Consider the following 15,774-nt stretch of genomic DNA (forward strand, 5'->3'; position numbering starts at 1 on the left):
TCACATCCTCAGTTGGACGGTTTGGGCGGGGTGGATCTGGCACCGCCGATAGAGGCCGCAATTTCGACGCGGCGGTTGTCGGGCAGTTCGGAGACCGCCATCACGATGGCATCGACGCCATGCGTGCGCAGGAAGGCAGCAAAGGCACGCCGTAGCGCGGCGGAAACCACGACAACCGCCTGACGGCCCTGACCGGCCAGTGATTCCTGTGCCTCGTTCAATTGGCCAAGAATCTGGCGCGTCAGCCCCTGCTCGACGATCAGTCCAGCGGTGTCGTGTTGCGAGCGGGTCAGCAGGTCTTCGAGATCGGGGGCGAGCGTGATCAGATGCAGGCTTTCCTTGAGCGGTGCAATCTGTTGCAGCAGTTGCGGGGCGAGTGCGGGGCGCAGCGCCTCGGCCATGTCTTGCGGTTCACTGAGGCGGGCGGACATCCCGGCGAGATCCTCTAGAATGCGCGGCAGGTCGGCAATTGGCATGCGTTCACGCAAGAGCGCGCGCAAAACGGCGGTCAGCACATGCAGCGGCACCAGTTTCGGCACCACGGATTCCACCAGCGTCGGGGCAGAGCGCTCCAGATTGTCCAAGAGCCCCTGCACGTCATCCGCGCCCAAGAGGTCGGCGGCATGGGCATAGAGCATCTGACTGAGATGGGTGGCGACCACAGAGGCGGGTTCGACCACGACGTAGTCATCGGCTTCGGCCTCGGTCTGTTGATGTGGCTGAATCCACACGGCATCCATGCCAAAGGACGGGTCCTTGACCTCGATGCCGCGCAGTTTGCGGGTGGTGCCGCCGCCTGGCAACGCCAGTTTGCGGTCAGGATAGGCCGCGTCCTCGGCCACGATGGCCTGACGGATGCGGATGCGGTAGCTGTTGGCGGGGAGGCCCATATCGTCGCGGATGCGCACGCCCGGAATGACAAAGCCCATCGCGGTCGAAACCTCGCGCCGGATGCCGGTGATACGCGAGACAAGCGCGCCGCCCGCGCCCTCTTCGATCAGAGGAATGAGGCCAAAGCCGATCTGGATGGTGATAGGTGCATAATCCGTGACGTCCTCGGCGGTGATGGCACCGCTGGAGTCGGGGCGTGCGCCCGGCTGGCTGGTACCTGCGCCGGTGGGGGCGGGCAGGGCGGCCCGACGCGGCGCTTGACCGGGGGCCGGGGCGTCGGCGGTTTCGCCGGGGGCAAGTTGTTTGCGGGTGGCCCATGCCACACCGCCTGCAGCCAGTGCCGCCACGATAAAGAGCAGGTTGGGCATGCCTGGAATGAGGCCCATGATGGCCATGACCGCCGCCACCGGCAGCCATGCCCGGTGCATGCCGATCTGGCTTCCGATATGGCCTGTCATGTCCTTGGTCGAGGCCACGCGCGTCACGATCACCGCCGTGGCGATCGAGAGCAGGAGCGAGGGGATCTGCGCCACAAGGCCATCGCCGATGGACAGTAGCACATAGGTTTCCGCCGCCTGTCCCAGAGAGAGCGCATGTTGCGAGGTGCCAATGACGATGCCGCCCAGAATATTGGCGGCCAAAATCAGGATGCCGGCTATGGCGTCGCCCTTGACGAATTTCGACGCACCATCCATGGCACCGTAGAAATCCGCCTCTTCGCCCACTTCGGCGCGGCGGGCACGGGCCTGTTCGGGGGTGAGGATCCCTGCGTTGAGATCGGCGTCAATCGCCATCTGCTTGCCCGGCATGGCATCTAGCGTAAAGCGGGCGGAGACCTCGGACACGCGACCGGCACCCTTGGTGATGACCATGAGGTTGATGATCACGAGGATGACAAAGACCACCAGACCCACAGCGAAATTGCCCGCGATCACGAAATTACCAAAGGCTTCGATCACCTTGCCCGCAGCGCCGGTGCCCTCGTGCCCCGAGGTCAGAACGATCCGCGTCGAGGCCACGTTGAGCGCGAGGCGGAACACGGTGGCAATCAGCAGGACCGACGGAAAGGACGAGAAATCAAGCGGCCTATAGCTGTAGAGCGCGACCATCAGCACCAGAAGCGACAAGAGGATGTTGAACACAAAGAAAATGTCGAGCAGCGCCAATGGCAGCGGCAGCACCATCATCGCCACAACGGCGAGGATGCCCACAGGCAGCAGGCCAGCCCCGAGTTGTGGGCGGTAAGAGGCACGGCTCAGCGCGGCCATCGGGTATCCCTTGTGTTGCGTCGCATCGGGGGAATGGGTGCAAGTCGCGTGCCAATTTTGCGGGCTTGGCACGGAGGAAGGGGGAGGGCCTGAACTGGGTCGGGGCTGGCACGCGCCTTGCAGGTCTGGCGCTGAAAACCGCGCCTGTCCGGCCCCGTCAAAAGAGGTTCCCATGTTATCCAGATTACTTCGTCCCCTGCTTCTGCCCTTGGCATTGATGCCGCTGGGCGCGTGCATGTCGTCCGGTCGGGCGGTGGATGCCCTGCCGCCTGACGCCAGCCCCCGAACCGAGGCCGTGGCCCAGCTCCGGGATGATCTGTCGGGTCTTCCGGTGCCCGCAGCAGCAAGTGCCCCCGAGATCGTACAGTTCACGGGGCTTGGCCTGTCGCAGGTCTCGACCCAGCCGGGGAGTTCGCTGAATGAGCGTCGCCTGATGGCGATCCGTGCCGCGCGGCTCGAGGCGATTCGTGATCTGACCGAGCAAATCCACGGCATACGCATCAATTCCGAAAGCACGCTGCACGATCAGGTGCTGCGCAGTGACGCGGTGCGCGCGGTCGTGGCGGGTGAAATCCGGGGCGCGCGCACACTGCGGATCACGCCCAAGGGCAACGATTCCTTTGAGGTCGTGTTGGCGCTCGATCCCGATACGGTCCGCTACATCCTGCGCGCCGTGCGTCAGCGGGGCTAGGCCATGTGGGGGCATGTGTTCAGACCGCAATTCTGGTTCATGGTCCTCTTGAGCGGCCTTATTTGTGCCGCGGCCGGGGCCAAGGAGGCAACGCTCTGGGTTGAGGCCGAGGGGCGGGCCTATGTCGCCTCTCCGGCCGATCAGGACGCCGCACGTCGCCGCGCGATTGGCGAGGCGCTGGTATCTGCGGCATTGTCGGGTGGAGCGACCCTGCGTGGGCATACCGTGATGGACAAGGGGCGTATCACCGCCGATCTGACCATCCTGCGTCCCACGGGGCGTATTCTGACCCACCGTATCCTGTCCGCCCAGTTGCAGGACGGGCAATGGCTGGTGCGGGTGGCTGCCGAAGTTGGCCCGATGCCGGTGGGGGCCTGTGCGTCGCGCCGGCGCATGACGGTCAGCGCCACGCCGCCGCAAATCCGCGTGGCACCCGAGGCCTCGGCTTGGGCCGAACCCTTGGCACAGGGGTTGGCGCGTGACTTGATGGAGGTGCTGCGCACCCATCCCGACACCGATCTTGAACGCATTGCGCCGGTGGCCAACGCGCCTGTTGCGGCAGCGCTGGATTACACCGCGCTGACCCGCGGGCAGTCGCTGCCCGCGCCGGGCGATCACCGCATGAGCCAGCGCATCACTGTGGACCGGCAAGGCAAGGTGCTGCGTCTGGCGCTCGACCTGTCCTTGACTGGTCAGGATGGCAGTACCCTTTCACGTCGCTTTCAGCGCGAGGCCGTGGTGCCGCGTGGAGGGGTTGTCGGATACGTCGCAGGCCAGAGCCGCAGCCGCGCCGAGGCCGACTTGACTGCGGGCCTTTTGCAGGAGGTACGCGCCATGCTGGATGGGCTGGCCTGTCAGCCTGCCGAGGCGCGTCTGGCCCTCGCTACCGACGGGCTGAGCGTACCCTTGGGGCGGCGGCATGGGTTGACACGGGCAAGCCTTGCCTTTGTCGATGATCCCAATGACGGCTTTGGCCTTTTGGAAGTGATCACGCTCGACAATCGCCATACCACGCTCCGCCCGCTTGATCCCACGCGCACCCCGGCCAGTTTCGATGGGTTGCGTGTCTATTTCGTCGAGGCAGGGCTGTGATCCGGGGCGGTATTACCGTGCTTTTGGCTTGCCTCGTGCCGCATCACGCGGCGGCGCTCGATGGACACGCGGTACAGGCGCGGATCGTGCAGGCGCTGGCCGACGCCGGGCAGGGCGGCGCACCTGTGGTTTCGGCCAGTCGCCCCTATCCTCCCTGTGCCGACCCTCTCGACGTCGCCCCGCATCAGGGCGGCTGGCAGGCGGTGCAAGTGAGCTGCGCCGGGACGGGCGGCTGGAGTCGGGTGATCCGCATCGAGGGTGGTGCCGCCGCGCCGCGCGTGCCGGGCGCGCCCGGGGATCAGCCGCAACGCCCGGCGCTGGTGCTGGCCGAGAGCCTGCCGCGTGGCACCATTCTTGAGGCCGCACATCTGCGCGAAGCACCGATTGGCACGCGGACAAGTGGCGATCTGATCGTTTCCCTGGAAACCGCCATCGGTCGCCGTCTCAAGAGCAACCTTGGGGCCGGTCAGCCGCTCTTGGCGCGGCACCTCGACCATGACTGGCAAGTCACGGACGGCGGGCCGGTAACGATTGTTACTATTTTGGGCGGAATCCGGATCGAGGCGGCGGGCGTCGCGCTTGAACCCGGTCAATTGGGGCAGGATATCCGCGTAACCAACGCGGGAAGCGGCGAAGTGGTGCACGTCACGGTGACGGGCCGCAACAAAGTGATGGTGCGTCCTAACATTCGGTGAACACCTGCCGTTTTTCACTCCAAGAACAGCGTCCCAATGACGCCTCACCGGAGAGATCAGATGGTCGATTCAGTCAATTCTTCCCACGCCGCGCGACCGCGACTCATGCCGGTGTCGACCGAAGGCGCGCCGGGCGGTGCCGCCGGTGCCAAGGCTCACAAGCCGGTCAGCGCGGTGGATTCCGTGAAACTCAGTTCCTCGGCTTCGGTCGGGGTGATCGACAAGATGGTCGAACAAGGTCCGCCCTTTGACGCAGAGCGCGTCTCGCGGATCAAGGAGGCTGTCGCGAACGGCAACTATCCTGTGGATGCCAAGCGCATCGCAGATAGCATTTTTCAAGACTACAGCGCGATGACGCGCTGAGACGAGGCAGAGCATGACCTACTTTGAAATTACCCTCTACGCGCTTGCGGTGCTTTGCATGATCACGCTGCCGCTGCTGGTGGCAGTCTCTGTTCGTATTGCAAAGACCTTGGCGCATCTGAGCGGTCAGATGTTGCGGCTGAGTGATGCGGAGATTGATCAGATCGCGCGCCGTCTGGGGCACAAGCTGGGCCTGAGCGACGAGGCCTCGCTGATGAGCATCGCTGACCGCATGGATGAAATGCGCCGCGACTTCGATTGGCTGGTCAGTGATCGGATGATCGAACAGGCGATCGACATGGCCCGCTTTGGACAAAAGCCCGACAGTATCGCCCGCAACACCGGCATCAGCGCGTCGGAACTGGAGGCGATCCGCAAGCTGCGCAAGCACTGACGCGGTGCATATACTCAAGATGAAACGCCCCGGCCCAATCGCCGGGGCGTTTTCGTATCCGCGATCAGCCCGCCAACCCGTCGAACTTGCGCGCGAGTTTCACGTCAAGACTGCTCAGGCCGTCGACGTCATGCGTGGTCAGCGTGACTTCGACCTTGGAGTAGACGTTGAACCATTCCGGGTGATGGTTCCATTTTTCTGCCCAGATTGCGGCGCGGGTCATGAACCCCATGGCCTCGGGAAAATCGGCGAATTTATAGGTCTTGGTGATGGCGTCGCGCCCCTCGACCATGACCCAGCCGTTCTCCAGCAGCGGGGCCAGTGTGGTTTTGCGGGCGGTGTCGCTGAGTTTCTCGCTCATTCGTGTTCCTCTTCTGATGTCTTGCGAAACGGCCCATAGCTGGTGAGAATTTCGATATCCTCGTCAACGGCGGCGCGTTCGGCCTTGAGATACTGCGCTACCGCCTCGGCAAAGCCTGGATCGCGCAGCCAATGTAGCGAATGGGTCGGCACCGGCAGATAGCCACGCGCCAGCTTGTGTTCGCCCTGCGCGCCAGCCTCTACCCTTTGCAGCCCCGCTTCAATCGCAAACTCGATCGCCCGGTAATAGCAGAGTTCGAAATGGAGGCAGGGGTGATCCTCGATACAGCCCCAATACCGGCCATAAAGCGCCGATGCGCCGATCAGGTTCATGGCCCCCGCCACGGGCCGCCCCCCCCGCAGCGCGAGGATGAGCAGGATGTCATCGCGCAGGGTGTCATGCGCGCGGTTGAAAAACGCGCGGGTGAGATAAGGCGTGCCCCATTTGCGCGCGCCGGTATCCTGATAAAAGGCCCAGACCGCATCCCAGTGTTCAGGCTGTATCTGATCCCCGGTGAGGGTGACGATCTCGCCGCCGAAATCCGCTGCGCGGGCGCGTTCCTTGCGGATCGCCTTGCGCTTGCGTGACGACAGATCAGCCAAAAAGCCATCAAAATCGGCATAGCCGCGATTGATCCAGTGATATTGCTGCGTGCGCCGGGGCATGAGGCCAAGGGCGGCCCCCGCCTCTGCCTCTTTCCCGGTGCAAAAGGTGATATGCAGCGACGAGAGGTCATTGCGCTGCGCGACATCGCGCGCGCCCTCGACCAGCGCCGCCCGGCCCACCGCCTCGAACCCCGGACGGGTCAGCAGGCGGCGGCCGGTGGCCGGGGTAAAGGGCACGGCGATCTGGAATTTCGGATAATACCGCCCGCCCGCGCGCTCATAGGCATGTGCCCAGTTGTGATCAAAGATGTATTCGCCCTGAGAATGGGATTTGAGGTAGAGCGGGGCCACGGCGATGATCTGGCCCTCCTGATCGGCGCTCAGGTAATGGGCTTGCCAGCCGCTGCCCGCGCCGACCGAGCGGCTGTCCTCGAGCGCCTTGAGAAAACGGTAGGTGGTGAAGGGATCTTCGGGGCGGCCCGTGGCGGCCTCGGGGCAGGCGCAGGCATCCCAATCGGCCTGCCCGATGTCGGACAGGCGCTCATGCAGGGTGATCGTGATTTGACCTTGCGTCATTGGCGCTGACGGCCCCCTTTTGCCCCGGCGGTTTACTTGGGTCACGCGGCGCGCGGATCAAGCCGGGTGATCGGGTAAATAGCCCTCGAAGGTGATATTGTCGGCGCGTTTGCGGGCCTCGGCCTCGGCCTCTGGGCTGCGCACGGTCCAGCAGAGGATCGCGGCCCCCTGGGCGCGCAGGGCATCAACGCGCGGGGCGTTCAGATCGTCGATGTCATGGCTGACAAAGCTCGCCCTTGTCGCGTCATAATCGGGAATGTCGCGCAGGCGCGCGCGGGTTTCAGCGCGCAAGAGCGGCCAATCCTCGGCCGTGTAGGCGCAGGTGACGATGCCGCGTGGCGTATCGGGGGCGAGTTTGGCCATCTGCGCCACCATGTCCGGGTTGAAGGACATGACCGCCACGGGGCCTGCATATCCTGCAAGGGCTGCGGCGGTGGCGGCCTCGAGCGTGCCACAGCTTGCGCCCATTTGCCCTTGCTGATCCTTCAATTCGATCAGGAGCGGGACGCGGCCCGCCACAAGGCTGAGGATCTGTGGTAGGTCGGGTATCCCCTCATCCCCGCCCAAGAGCGGGATTTGCGCGAGGTGCGCCGCATCGCGTTGTCGCACGGGGCCTTTTTCCGCCGTGAGACGACCAAGATCGTAGTCGTGAAACACCATCGCCTGATTGTCACGGCTCAGTTGCAGGTCAATCTCGATCCCGTAGCCTGCCGCGATGGCCGCCGCGATGCCCGCGCGCGAATTCTCGGGGCGACCCTGCGCCTTGTCATGCAGGCCACGATGGGCCAGCGGGATACGGCGGAAACCGTCGGGCAGGGCGCTCATTTGATCTGAAATACCCCGTCGATCTCCACTGCAACGCCAAAGGGCAGAGAGGGGGCGGATACCGCGGCGCGGGCGTGTTTGCCGGCGTCGCCCAAGGCCTCGCCGATAAAATCCGACGCGCCATTGATCACGGCGGGTTGCTGAGTGAAATCTGCGGTGGAGTTGACGAACCCGGTCAGTTTCACCACCCGAACCAGCCGGTCAAGATCACCACCACAAGCGGCCTTCACCTGCGCCAAAAGGGCAATCGCACAGGCGCGGGCGGCCTTGGCCCCATCGGCCACATCCAGATCAGCGCCCAGTTTGCCGGTCAAGAGCGTGTCGCCCTCCTTGGCGATCTGGCCCGAGACAAAGAGCATGTCACCGGCCTGCACATAGGGCACGTAATTGGCCGCAGGGGCCGGAGCCTCGGGTAGGGTGACGCCCATTTCGGCAAGCTTTTTCTCGAACTGGCTCATGTCTCGGTCTCCTGTCTGGATGCTTTGGCGGGACGCTAACCGCAGAGCAAGGGGAAGGAAATCGGAAATTCGTCAGGACGTGCGCGAATTGCGCCCAAAGAAAACCCCCGCCGGTCAAGGCGAGGGTTTGCTGTAGTTGGATCTGCGTCTTAGCCCAGCGAGGCCGCGCGCACATCCTCGTCGATGAAGGGGACATATTGCGCGAAGTTGTCGGCGAACATCTGCACCAGCTTGGCCGCTTGTGCATCATAGGCTGCAGCATCGGCCCAAGTGCGGCGCGGGTCCAGCAGAACCTCGGCGACACCGGGCACCGCCACAGGCACCTCAAAGCCGAAATTCGGGTCCTTGCGGAACTCGACCCCGTTGAGCGAGCCGTCAAGCGCCGCGGTCAAGCAGCGCGCGCGTCGCCTTGATCGGCATCCGCGATCCGGTCCCAAAGGCGCCGCCGGTCCAGCCGGTGTTGACCAGCCAGCAGGTTGCGCCGTGCTTGGCGATTTTTTCGCGCAGCAGGTTGCCGTAAACCTCCGGGCGGCGCGGCATGAAGGGGGCACCGAAACAGGTAGAAAACACTGGCTGCGGTTCTGTCACGCCACGTTCCGTCCCTGCCATCTTGGAGGTGAAGCCCGAGAGGAAATGATACATCGCCTGCGCCGGGGTCAGCCGTGAGATCGGCGGCAACACGCCAAAGGCATCGCAGGTCAGCATGATGACGTTCTTGGGATGCCCGCCAAGGGCGGTCTCGGAGGCGTTCGAGATGTAGTGCAGCGGGTAGGCGCAGCGCATGTTGGGCGTCAGGCTGTCGTCCTCGAAATCCAGATCCAGCGTTTCGGGGTCGAAGACCATGTTTTCGATGATCGTGCCGAACATCGAGCAGGTGGCGTAGATTTCCGGCTCTGCCTCGGCGCTCAGATTTACGGTCTTGGCATAACAGCCCCCTTCGAAGTTGAAGGTGCCGCGATCCGACCAGCCATGTTCGTCATCTCCCAAGAGCGTGCGGTCGGGATCCGCCGAAAGCGTGGTCTTGCCAGTGCCCGACAGGCCAAAGAAGATGGCGGTATCGACCGGATTGCCCTGCGCGTGGTTGGCCGAGCAGTGCATCGGCATGATGCCTTTTTCCGGCAAGAGGTAGTTCAGAAGCGAGAAAACCGATTTCTTGTTTTCGCCTGCGTATTCGGTATTGCCCACGAGGATCAGCTTGCGGTCGAAATTCATTGCGATCACCGTCTCTGAGCGGCAGCCGTGACGCACAGGGTCCGCCTTGAAGCCGGGGCAGTTGATGACGGTGAAATCGGCGGTGAAACTGTCGAGCGCCGCGCGCTCGGGACGGCGGAGCATGGTGCGGTTGAAGAGGCTGTGCCACGCCAGTTCCGAAATCATCCGCATGTTGATGGAATGTGCGGGGTCAGCACCACCAATCAAATCCTGAACGAAAACATCGCGTCCCTTGAGGTAGGTCAGCATGTCGGCATAGAGCGCCTCGAACCCTTCTGGCGACATTGCGGTGTTGTTTTCCCACCAGATCGTATCAGCGACGCTGTCGGTCTTGACGATATGTTTGTCCTTGGGCGATCGGCCGGTGAATTTGCCCGTTGTCACGAGCAGCGTGCCACCCTGGCCAAGCGTGCCCTCGCCATTTTTGAGTGCCGCTTCGATCAGCGCCGGTTCGATGAGGTTGTAATGGACATTCCCCAGCCCCGTGATGCCTTGATCCTCAAGCTGGAAATGCGGGTTCACCCGTCCGATTGTCATATTGTCAAGCTCCTGTTCGCCAGATCCGCGCCGGTGTCGTCGGATCGTTCAGGGCGCCGCCGCAGCGGCGTCGGTCGGGCAACATGCCCGGCTGGGCCGCTCTTAGCACGCAGCCTTTGAAAAATAACAGGGCAGATTCATATGGTTAGCGCAACCAGCCGCAGGTTAGCGCAACCACGTGTATGTTGGCGCAAACATTGCACCCTCTGAGCGTGTAAAGTGAGTCAATTTAGCCATTCTCAAGAAATTTCTGCGTCAATCGACCATGGCGACCCGGCTGATTCGCAGATTTGAATTGATAAGATGGCCGGAAACAGAGCATAGTGGCACAAAAAATGCAGGCAGACCGAGCAGTAAAAGGAATAGAACTATGTCCAAAATCGCCCTCGTGGACGATGACAGGAATATTCTGACATCCGTATCCATGACACTCGAAGCCGAAGGCTTTGAGGTTGAAACCTATAATGATGGCCAACAGGCCTTTGACGCCTTTAGCAAGAAATTGCCAGACATGGCCGTGCTCGACATCAAGATGCCGCGCATGGATGGAATGGATCTCTTGCAACGCCTGCGCCAGAAATCGCAGATGCCCGTGATCTTCCTCACCTCCAAGGATGATGAGATCGACGAGGTGCTGGGTTTGCGCATGGGCGCCGATGACTATGTGAAAAAGCCGTTTTCGCAGCGCTTGCTGGTGGAACGTATCCGCGCCCTTCTCCGGCGTCAGGATGCCGCCAACGGGCATGTCGTGGTCGAGACCGAAGAAACCAAGGTGATCGAACGCGGCAATCTGCTGATGGATCCGTTGCGCCATTCGGTCAGCTGGAAAGGGCAGGACGTGTCGCTGACCGTGACCGAATTCCTGCTGCTTCAGGCGCTGGCCAAGCGGCCCGGCTTCGTCAAGAGCCGCGATCAGCTGATGGATGTGGCCTATGACGATCAGGTCTATGTCGACGACCGCACCATCGACAGCCACATCAAGCGGTTGCGCAAGAAGCTGCGCATGGTCGATCCCGAGTTTTCGGCGATTGAGACGCTGTATGGTATCGGGTATCGGTATAACGAAGAATAATGGCTCTGGTCGAGCGGATAGGGGTGCGGAGCGTGCAGCCGCGTAAGGATAACGACCTTGTCCTTGGCGATGATTTTGTCGCACCGGATCGTCTGGACGAAGGAGAACTGAATGCCCGCCGCGCCAAGCGCGGCTGGTTCAGCTTTCGTGACTCCTCGCTCACGCGCAAGATCATCACCTTCAACCTGATTGCCCTCAACGTGCTGGTTGTGGGCATTCTCTATCTCAACTCGTCGCGCGACAATCTGGCGATGCAGCGTGCCAATAGCCTGCTGGTGCAAACTGCCCTGATTGCTGATGTGGTTGAGGCGCGGCTACCAATCGGTGCGCCGGTCAGTTTTGCCACCGGCGACGGTGTGGATATGGTCAGTACGCTAGAGAATCTGGATATTCAGACCGGAGCCGAGGTGTTTCTGTTTGACCGCACCGGGATGCTGGTGGGGCGCAAGCAGGGCAACTCGATTGGACATGACCGCACCGCGTCCTTGCCCGCAACGCCGATGACGGACTTTCTCAGCCGGGTGTGGGAACAGATTTCCAGCCCGTTTTCCGACGTGGATCAGGTCGCCGCCAGTCGCGGAGTCGAGGATGTGGCGCGCGACATGGTCGATCTGGCGGTCGGGGGGGGGGTAGAAATGCGCACTGCCGAGACCGCGCAAGGTGTCGTGCTGACCGTGGCTGCGCCGGTGCTGCAGGGTGCCACGCCCGTCGCGGTGGTGGCGTTGGCCAATGCCAGCGGCGAGATTGATAAATTGGCCCGGGTCGAGCGTGAGCGCGTGCTCCAGATGTTCCTGATTGCCACGCTGGTCTCTGTTGGTCTCAGCCTTATCCTTGCCTCGACCATTTCCAACCCGCTGGCCGATCTTGCAGCGGCGGCGGAAATCGGGCGGGACCGCAACAAGGGCAAGGGGGCCAAGGGGCGTATCCGCATCCCCGACCTGACCGCGCGCCCCGACGAAATCGGGCGCCTGAGCGGCGCGTTGCGCGGCATGGTATCGGCCCTCTATCACCGGATCGACAGCAACGAGCAGTTCGCGGCCGATGTGGCACATGAGATCAAAAACCCGCTGGCCAGCCTGCGTTCGGCGGTGGGCACCATGCGCATCGCCAAGCGCGAGGATCAGCGTGAGCGGTTGTTGGAGGTGATCGAACATGATGTGCGCCGTCTGGACCGTTTGGTGAGCGACATTTCCAACGCTTCGCGGCTCGACAGTGAGCTGGTCAAGGAAGAACAAGAGGCGTTCGATTTGCTCAAGATGTTGCAGAACCTTGGGACTTATCTGGGCGAAGAGGCACAGAAGAACGGGATCGAGTTCATCATGGATTTCCCGCCGCAGCCGATTGTCATCACCGGGCTGGAAGGGCGACTGGCGCAGGTCTTTGTCAATCTCATCACCAATGCGATCAGTTTCTGCGAAGAGGGCGACGCAATCCGCGTCTGGGCCCGGCGCCGCGCCAACCGCGTGCTGGTGGTGGTCGAGGATACCGGACCGGGCATTCCCGAACAGGCGCTGGAAAAAGTGTTCCAACGCTTTTATTCCGAGCGGCCCGAGGGGGATTTCGGCAATAACTCCGGACTTGGCCTTGCCATCTCCAAGCAAATCGTCGAGGCGCATGATGGCGTGATCTGGGCCGAGAACATCCGCCCTACCCATGCCGATGCCACCTCTGATCCGCTGGGCGCGCGCTTTGTCGTGGGCTTGCCGGTCTAAGCCGGTGACAACAGGCACGCAATCCTCCGGCCACGTCATCCTGCACGCCACCTGCGTGGCCCATTCCGGGCGGGCAGTGCTGATCCGCGGGGCGTCGGGGCGCGGCAAGTCCGGCCTTGCCCTCCAGCTTCTGGCGCTTGGCGCGGGTTTGGTTTCCGATGACCGCACCCGTGTATGGGTTGCGGAGGGGTGCATCATGGCGGATGCGCCGGAAACCATCCGGGGAAAAATCGAGGCGCGCGGCATGGGGATCCTGAAAATACCCTCTTCCGGGCCGCAGCCGCTTGCCCTGATCGTTGATCTGGATGCCGAGACGACGGAGCGCATGCCGTCGCTGACCCATGCCGATCTATTGGGGCAGAGCGTGCCGCTTGTAAAAAAAGCGGATCATGCGCATTTTCCGGCGGCGGTCCTGCTATATCTCATCCATGGGACGCTGATCTGAAGGAGTCACGCCATGCCGCCCGAGCCTGATGCCCGCCCAAGAGCCGGGGAGGCGCGCAATCGCCTTGTTCTGGTGACGGGCCCCTCGGGTGCTGGGCGCAGTACCGCAATTCGCGCGCTTGAGGATATGGGTTACGAGGCGATCGACAATATGCCTCTCTCGCTCTTGCCACGCCTACTGGAGGGGCCACAATCCGACAAGCCTCTGGCGCTTGGCATTGACGCGCGCAACCGGGATTTCTCGACCAACGCGCTTGCGGGGATGATCGACCAAAGCGATTGGCACCCCGGCCAGCCGCTTCAGGTGCTCTATCTCGATTGTCGCGCCGAAATCCTGCAACGTCGGTTCTCGGAAACCCGCAGGCGGCATCCGCTGGCTCCGGACGAGAGTGCAGAGACCGGAATCGCGCGCGAATTCGATCTGCTCGCGGCCGTGCGCGCGCGCGCTGACCTGTTGATCGACACCTCCGACATGACGCCGCATGACCTTCGCGCCGAGCTGGGCCGCTGGTTTGGTCCCGGCGAGGCTGAAAGCCTTGCGGTCTCGGTGCATTCGTTTTCCTACAAGCGCGGCTTGCCCCGCGGCCTCGATATGGTGTTTGACTGTCGATTCCTGCGCAATCCCTATTGGCAGCCGGAGTTGCGTCGCTTGGACGGGCGTGCGCCCGAGGTCGCGACGCATATCGCGGGTGATCCGCTCTTCGCGGAATTTCGCCGCCGGGTGACAGAGATGGTCGAACTCCTGCTTCCGGCCTATGAGACCGAGGGCAAGGCTTATCTCTCGATCGGCTTTGGCTGCACCGGTGGGCAACATCGCAGCGTGACCATGGCAGAAACTTTAGGTGCGACCCTTGCGAAAGACGGCTGGCAAGTGTCAATAAGGCATCGGGAGCTGGAGCGGCGCAGTGGGGCAGTGGCCCCCGGCCATACCCACGACGTCTTAGGAGTGACGCAGTCTTGATCGGGATCGTGATCGTGGCGCATGGCGGGCTGGCCAATGAGTATCTCAGGGCGGTCGAGCATGTGGTAGGCGCCCAGAGCGGCGTGATGGCGATTTCCATCGAGAGCGACGATGATCGCGCCGCAAAGCAGGACGAGATCTGTGTCGCCGCCGATGCGGTCGATACCGGCGGAGGGGTCGTGCTCGTGACCGATATCTTTGGAGGATCGCCCTCAAACCTGTCGCTACGTGCCTGCCGCCCCAATGACCGGCGTATTCTCTATGGGGCCAACCTACCGATGCTGATCAAGCTCGCCAAGAGCCGGCACATGGCGCTGCCCGACGCGGTGCGCGCAGCGCTCGAGGCAGGGCGCAAATATATCGACAGCCACAATGTATCGGAAGAGTGAGGAGGCAAGGGTGAGCATGGACAAGGTGACGCGCCGCATGGAGATCGTCAACGAAAAGGGGCTGCATGCCCGGGCGGCCGCAAAATTGGTTGAGGTGGTCGAGGGTTTTGATGCCCGCGCCGAGGTGTCGTGCAATGGGCAATCTGCCTCTGGTGACAGCATCATGGGGCTTTTGATGTTGGCAGCGGCCAAAGGAACCACTATTGACGTCGAAATCGTCGGGCCGGACGCAACCCCTCTGGCCGAGGCGGTTGCGGCACTGGTTGCGGACAGATTTGGCGAGAGCATGTAGGCGCGCAGGATCAGGCAGTCGCGACATGAGCGGGACAGGAACAAAGCAGTGAACACCAAGGCGCAGCCAGAGTCCGGCACAGAGACGGGCGATACGGTTCTCTTCACCAAATACGACCGCCGCAGCCTGACTTATGCCAACAGTTTCGACAACGGTCTCACATCGTTCATCATCCGCCTGATGGAGTGGATGACCGGTAAGATCACAATCCTGCGCATGATCCGCAAGTTCGAGAAGCGTGGCGCACCGACGGGTCAGGCGTTTTGGCGCGCGGCCTTGGATACTATGGGTATTCCGCTTCTGACCCCGGATGACGAGGTGGCGCATATCCCGTTGGACGGGCCGGTGGTGGTTGTGGCCAACCATCCGCATGGTCTGGTGGATGGGATGATCCTGGCCGATCTGATCGGGCGGCGGCGCAGTGACTACAAGATCCTCACACGGGCGCTCTTGACCGGGATTGATGAGGTGGCGGCCTCTTATATGATCTCTGTCCCTTTCCCACATGAACCCGATGCTCAGCGCAAATCGGTCGAAATGCGCGCCAAGGCGATGGCGCATCTTAAAGAGGGCGGGGTGATCAGCGTGTTCCCCTCAGGCGTCGTGGCCTCGAGCGATACGATGTTCGGGCCGGTGATCGAGCGGGAATGGAACGTTTTTACAGCGCAGATGATCCGGCGGTCAGGCGCGCGCGTGGTGCCAATCTATTTCCCCGGCGCCAATTCACGCTGGTATCAGATGGCCAACCGGATTTCGGCCACGCTGCGGCAGGGGCTTTTGCTGCATGAGGTGGTCAACAGTTGCAACCACCCGCAAAAGCCGGTGGTGGGCGCGCCGATCAGCGACGAACGTATGGCGATGCTCGAAAGCGATCCGCGCGGTTTCATGGAATGGCTGCGCGCGCATACGCTCTCGTTGGGCGAGACCAGCAAATAA

17 protein-coding genes and 1 pseudogene are annotated in these 15,774 nt (G+C 62.6%); 12 read left to right on the top strand and 6 right to left on the bottom strand.

Annotated elements, in window-relative coordinates; all coding sequences use genetic code 11:
* Positions 1 to 8: 8 nt before the first annotated feature.
* Positions 9 to 2,159 (bottom strand): flagellar biosynthesis protein FlhA, encoded by a 2,151-nt coding sequence (gene flhA / locus ROSMUC_RS13300; protein WP_037273837.1) that lies wholly within the window; start codon positions 2,157 to 2,159, stop codon positions 9 to 11.
* A 172-nt stretch (positions 2,160 to 2,331) separates the two neighbouring features.
* On the opposite strand from flhA, the gene ROSMUC_RS13305 reads away from it, so the two are divergent.
* From ROSMUC_RS13305 to ROSMUC_RS13325, 5 genes are read left to right on the top strand one after another with little or no spacing between them, the layout of a single operon-like run.
* Positions 2,332 to 2,850, top strand: coding sequence for an LPP20 family lipoprotein (locus tag ROSMUC_RS13305; RefSeq protein WP_037273840.1), 519 nt, complete (start codon positions 2,332 to 2,334; stop codon positions 2,848 to 2,850).
* 3 nt (positions 2,851 to 2,853) lie between these two features.
* Complete coding sequence (locus ROSMUC_RS13310) at positions 2,854 to 3,942, top strand: flagellar assembly protein T N-terminal domain-containing protein (protein ID WP_052115353.1); 1,089 nt, start codon at positions 2,854 to 2,856, stop codon at positions 3,940 to 3,942.
* Complete coding sequence (gene flgA / locus ROSMUC_RS13315; RefSeq protein WP_037273843.1) at positions 3,939 to 4,637, top strand: flagellar basal body P-ring formation chaperone FlgA; 699 nt, start codon at positions 3,939 to 3,941, stop codon at positions 4,635 to 4,637. The genes ROSMUC_RS13310 and flgA overlap by 4 nt, the downstream gene beginning before the upstream one ends.
* Before the next feature lie 60 nt (positions 4,638 to 4,697).
* Positions 4,698 to 5,000, top strand: a complete 303-nt coding sequence (gene flgM, locus ROSMUC_RS13320) for a flagellar biosynthesis anti-sigma factor FlgM (protein WP_037273846.1) — start codon at positions 4,698 to 4,700, stop codon at positions 4,998 to 5,000.
* A 13-nt stretch (positions 5,001 to 5,013) separates the two neighbouring features.
* Positions 5,014 to 5,394, top strand: a complete 381-nt coding sequence (locus tag ROSMUC_RS13325; protein WP_037273849.1) for a hypothetical protein — start codon at positions 5,014 to 5,016, stop codon at positions 5,392 to 5,394.
* Positions 5,395 to 5,458: 64 nt separating this feature from the next.
* On the opposite strand, the gene ROSMUC_RS13330 is transcribed toward ROSMUC_RS13325, so the two are convergent.
* The 5 genes and pseudogenes from ROSMUC_RS13330 to ROSMUC_RS13350 form a co-directional block, all read right to left on the bottom strand.
* A complete protein-coding gene (locus tag ROSMUC_RS13330; RefSeq protein ID WP_037273851.1) occupies positions 5,459 to 5,755 on the bottom strand; it encodes a 4a-hydroxytetrahydrobiopterin dehydratase in 297 nt (98 codons plus the stop codon).
* Positions 5,752 to 6,936 (bottom strand): GNAT family N-acetyltransferase, encoded by a 1,185-nt coding sequence (locus ROSMUC_RS13335; RefSeq protein ID WP_037273853.1) that lies wholly within the window; start codon positions 6,934 to 6,936, stop codon positions 5,752 to 5,754. The genes ROSMUC_RS13330 and ROSMUC_RS13335 overlap by 4 nt, the downstream gene beginning before the upstream one ends.
* Positions 6,937 to 6,993: 57 nt before the next feature.
* Positions 6,994 to 7,761, bottom strand: coding sequence for a glycerophosphodiester phosphodiesterase family protein (locus ROSMUC_RS13340; protein ID WP_037273855.1), 768 nt, complete (start codon positions 7,759 to 7,761; stop codon positions 6,994 to 6,996).
* Positions 7,758 to 8,219, bottom strand: a complete 462-nt coding sequence (locus ROSMUC_RS13345) for a RidA family protein (protein ID WP_037273858.1) — start codon at positions 8,217 to 8,219, stop codon at positions 7,758 to 7,760. The genes ROSMUC_RS13340 and ROSMUC_RS13345 overlap by 4 nt, the downstream gene beginning before the upstream one ends.
* Before the next feature lie 149 nt (positions 8,220 to 8,368).
* Positions 8,369 to 9,968 (bottom strand): annotated as a pseudogene (locus ROSMUC_RS13350) (phosphoenolpyruvate carboxykinase).
* A 370-nt stretch (positions 9,969 to 10,338) separates the two neighbouring features.
* On the opposite strand from ROSMUC_RS13350, the gene ROSMUC_RS13355 reads away from it, so the two are divergent.
* Genes ROSMUC_RS13355 through ROSMUC_RS13385 form a run of 7 tightly spaced genes read left to right on the top strand, consistent with a single transcriptional unit; the run spans position 10,339 to position 15,774 of the window.
* Positions 10,339 to 11,040: a response regulator transcription factor gene (locus ROSMUC_RS13355; RefSeq protein WP_037273860.1), complete on the top strand. Its 702-nt coding sequence runs from the start codon at positions 10,339 to 10,341 to the stop codon at positions 11,038 to 11,040.
* Positions 11,040 to 12,752, top strand: a complete 1,713-nt coding sequence (locus ROSMUC_RS13360; RefSeq protein ID WP_037273862.1) for a sensor histidine kinase — start codon at positions 11,040 to 11,042, stop codon at positions 12,750 to 12,752. Before ROSMUC_RS13355 ends, ROSMUC_RS13360 begins: the two co-directional genes overlap by 1 nt.
* Positions 12,753 to 12,756: 4 nt before the next feature.
* A complete protein-coding gene (locus ROSMUC_RS13365) occupies positions 12,757 to 13,197 on the top strand; it encodes an HPr kinase/phosphorylase (protein WP_037273865.1) in 441 nt (146 codons plus the stop codon).
* A 12-nt stretch (positions 13,198 to 13,209) separates the two neighbouring features.
* A complete protein-coding gene (rapZ, locus tag ROSMUC_RS13370; protein WP_052115354.1) occupies positions 13,210 to 14,157 on the top strand; it encodes an RNase adapter RapZ in 948 nt (315 codons plus the stop codon).
* Positions 14,154 to 14,546, top strand: coding sequence for a PTS sugar transporter subunit IIA (locus tag ROSMUC_RS13375; protein ID WP_037273867.1), 393 nt, complete (start codon positions 14,154 to 14,156; stop codon positions 14,544 to 14,546). The genes rapZ and ROSMUC_RS13375 overlap by 4 nt, the downstream gene beginning before the upstream one ends.
* Before the next feature lie 16 nt (positions 14,547 to 14,562).
* A complete protein-coding gene (locus tag ROSMUC_RS13380; RefSeq protein WP_037273870.1) occupies positions 14,563 to 14,838 on the top strand; it encodes an HPr family phosphocarrier protein in 276 nt (91 codons plus the stop codon).
* Positions 14,839 to 14,886: 48 nt separating this feature from the next.
* Positions 14,887 to 15,774, top strand: a complete 888-nt coding sequence (locus ROSMUC_RS13385) for a lysophospholipid acyltransferase family protein (protein WP_037273871.1) — start codon at positions 14,887 to 14,889, stop codon at positions 15,772 to 15,774.

This window comes from Roseovarius mucosus DSM 17069, from assembly GCF_000768555.3.
Taxonomy (GTDB): domain Bacteria; phylum Pseudomonadota; class Alphaproteobacteria; order Rhodobacterales; family Rhodobacteraceae; genus Roseovarius; species Roseovarius mucosus.

Excerpts from the sequence above, each read along its gene's own strand:
- flhA (WP_037273837.1), bottom strand. The coding sequence starts at position 2,159 with ATGGCCGCGCTGAGCCGTGCCTCTTACCGCCCACAACTCGGGGCTGGC.
- ROSMUC_RS13305 (WP_037273840.1), top strand. The coding sequence starts at position 2,332 with ATGTTATCCAGATTACTTCGTCCCCTGCTTCTGCCCTTGGCATTGATG.
- ROSMUC_RS13310 (WP_052115353.1), top strand. The coding sequence starts at position 2,854 with ATGTGGGGGCATGTGTTCAGACCGCAATTCTGGTTCATGGTCCTCTTG.
- flgM (WP_037273846.1), top strand. The coding sequence starts at position 4,698 with ATGGTCGATTCAGTCAATTCTTCCCACGCCGCGCGACCGCGACTCATG.
- ROSMUC_RS13325 (WP_037273849.1), top strand. The coding sequence starts at position 5,014 with ATGACCTACTTTGAAATTACCCTCTACGCGCTTGCGGTGCTTTGCATG.
- ROSMUC_RS13330 (WP_037273851.1), bottom strand. The coding sequence starts at position 5,755 with ATGAGCGAGAAACTCAGCGACACCGCCCGCAAAACCACACTGGCCCCG.
- ROSMUC_RS13335 (WP_037273853.1), bottom strand. The coding sequence starts at position 6,936 with ATGACGCAAGGTCAAATCACGATCACCCTGCATGAGCGCCTGTCCGAC.
- ROSMUC_RS13340 (WP_037273855.1), bottom strand. The coding sequence starts at position 7,761 with ATGAGCGCCCTGCCCGACGGTTTCCGCCGTATCCCGCTGGCCCATCGT.
- ROSMUC_RS13345 (WP_037273858.1), bottom strand. The coding sequence starts at position 8,219 with ATGAGCCAGTTCGAGAAAAAGCTTGCCGAAATGGGCGTCACCCTACCC.
- ROSMUC_RS13355 (WP_037273860.1), top strand. The coding sequence starts at position 10,339 with ATGTCCAAAATCGCCCTCGTGGACGATGACAGGAATATTCTGACATCC.
- ROSMUC_RS13360 (WP_037273862.1), top strand. The coding sequence starts at position 11,040 with ATGGCTCTGGTCGAGCGGATAGGGGTGCGGAGCGTGCAGCCGCGTAAG.
- rapZ (WP_052115354.1), top strand. The coding sequence starts at position 13,210 with ATGCCGCCCGAGCCTGATGCCCGCCCAAGAGCCGGGGAGGCGCGCAAT.
- ROSMUC_RS13380 (WP_037273870.1), top strand. The coding sequence starts at position 14,563 with ATGGACAAGGTGACGCGCCGCATGGAGATCGTCAACGAAAAGGGGCTG.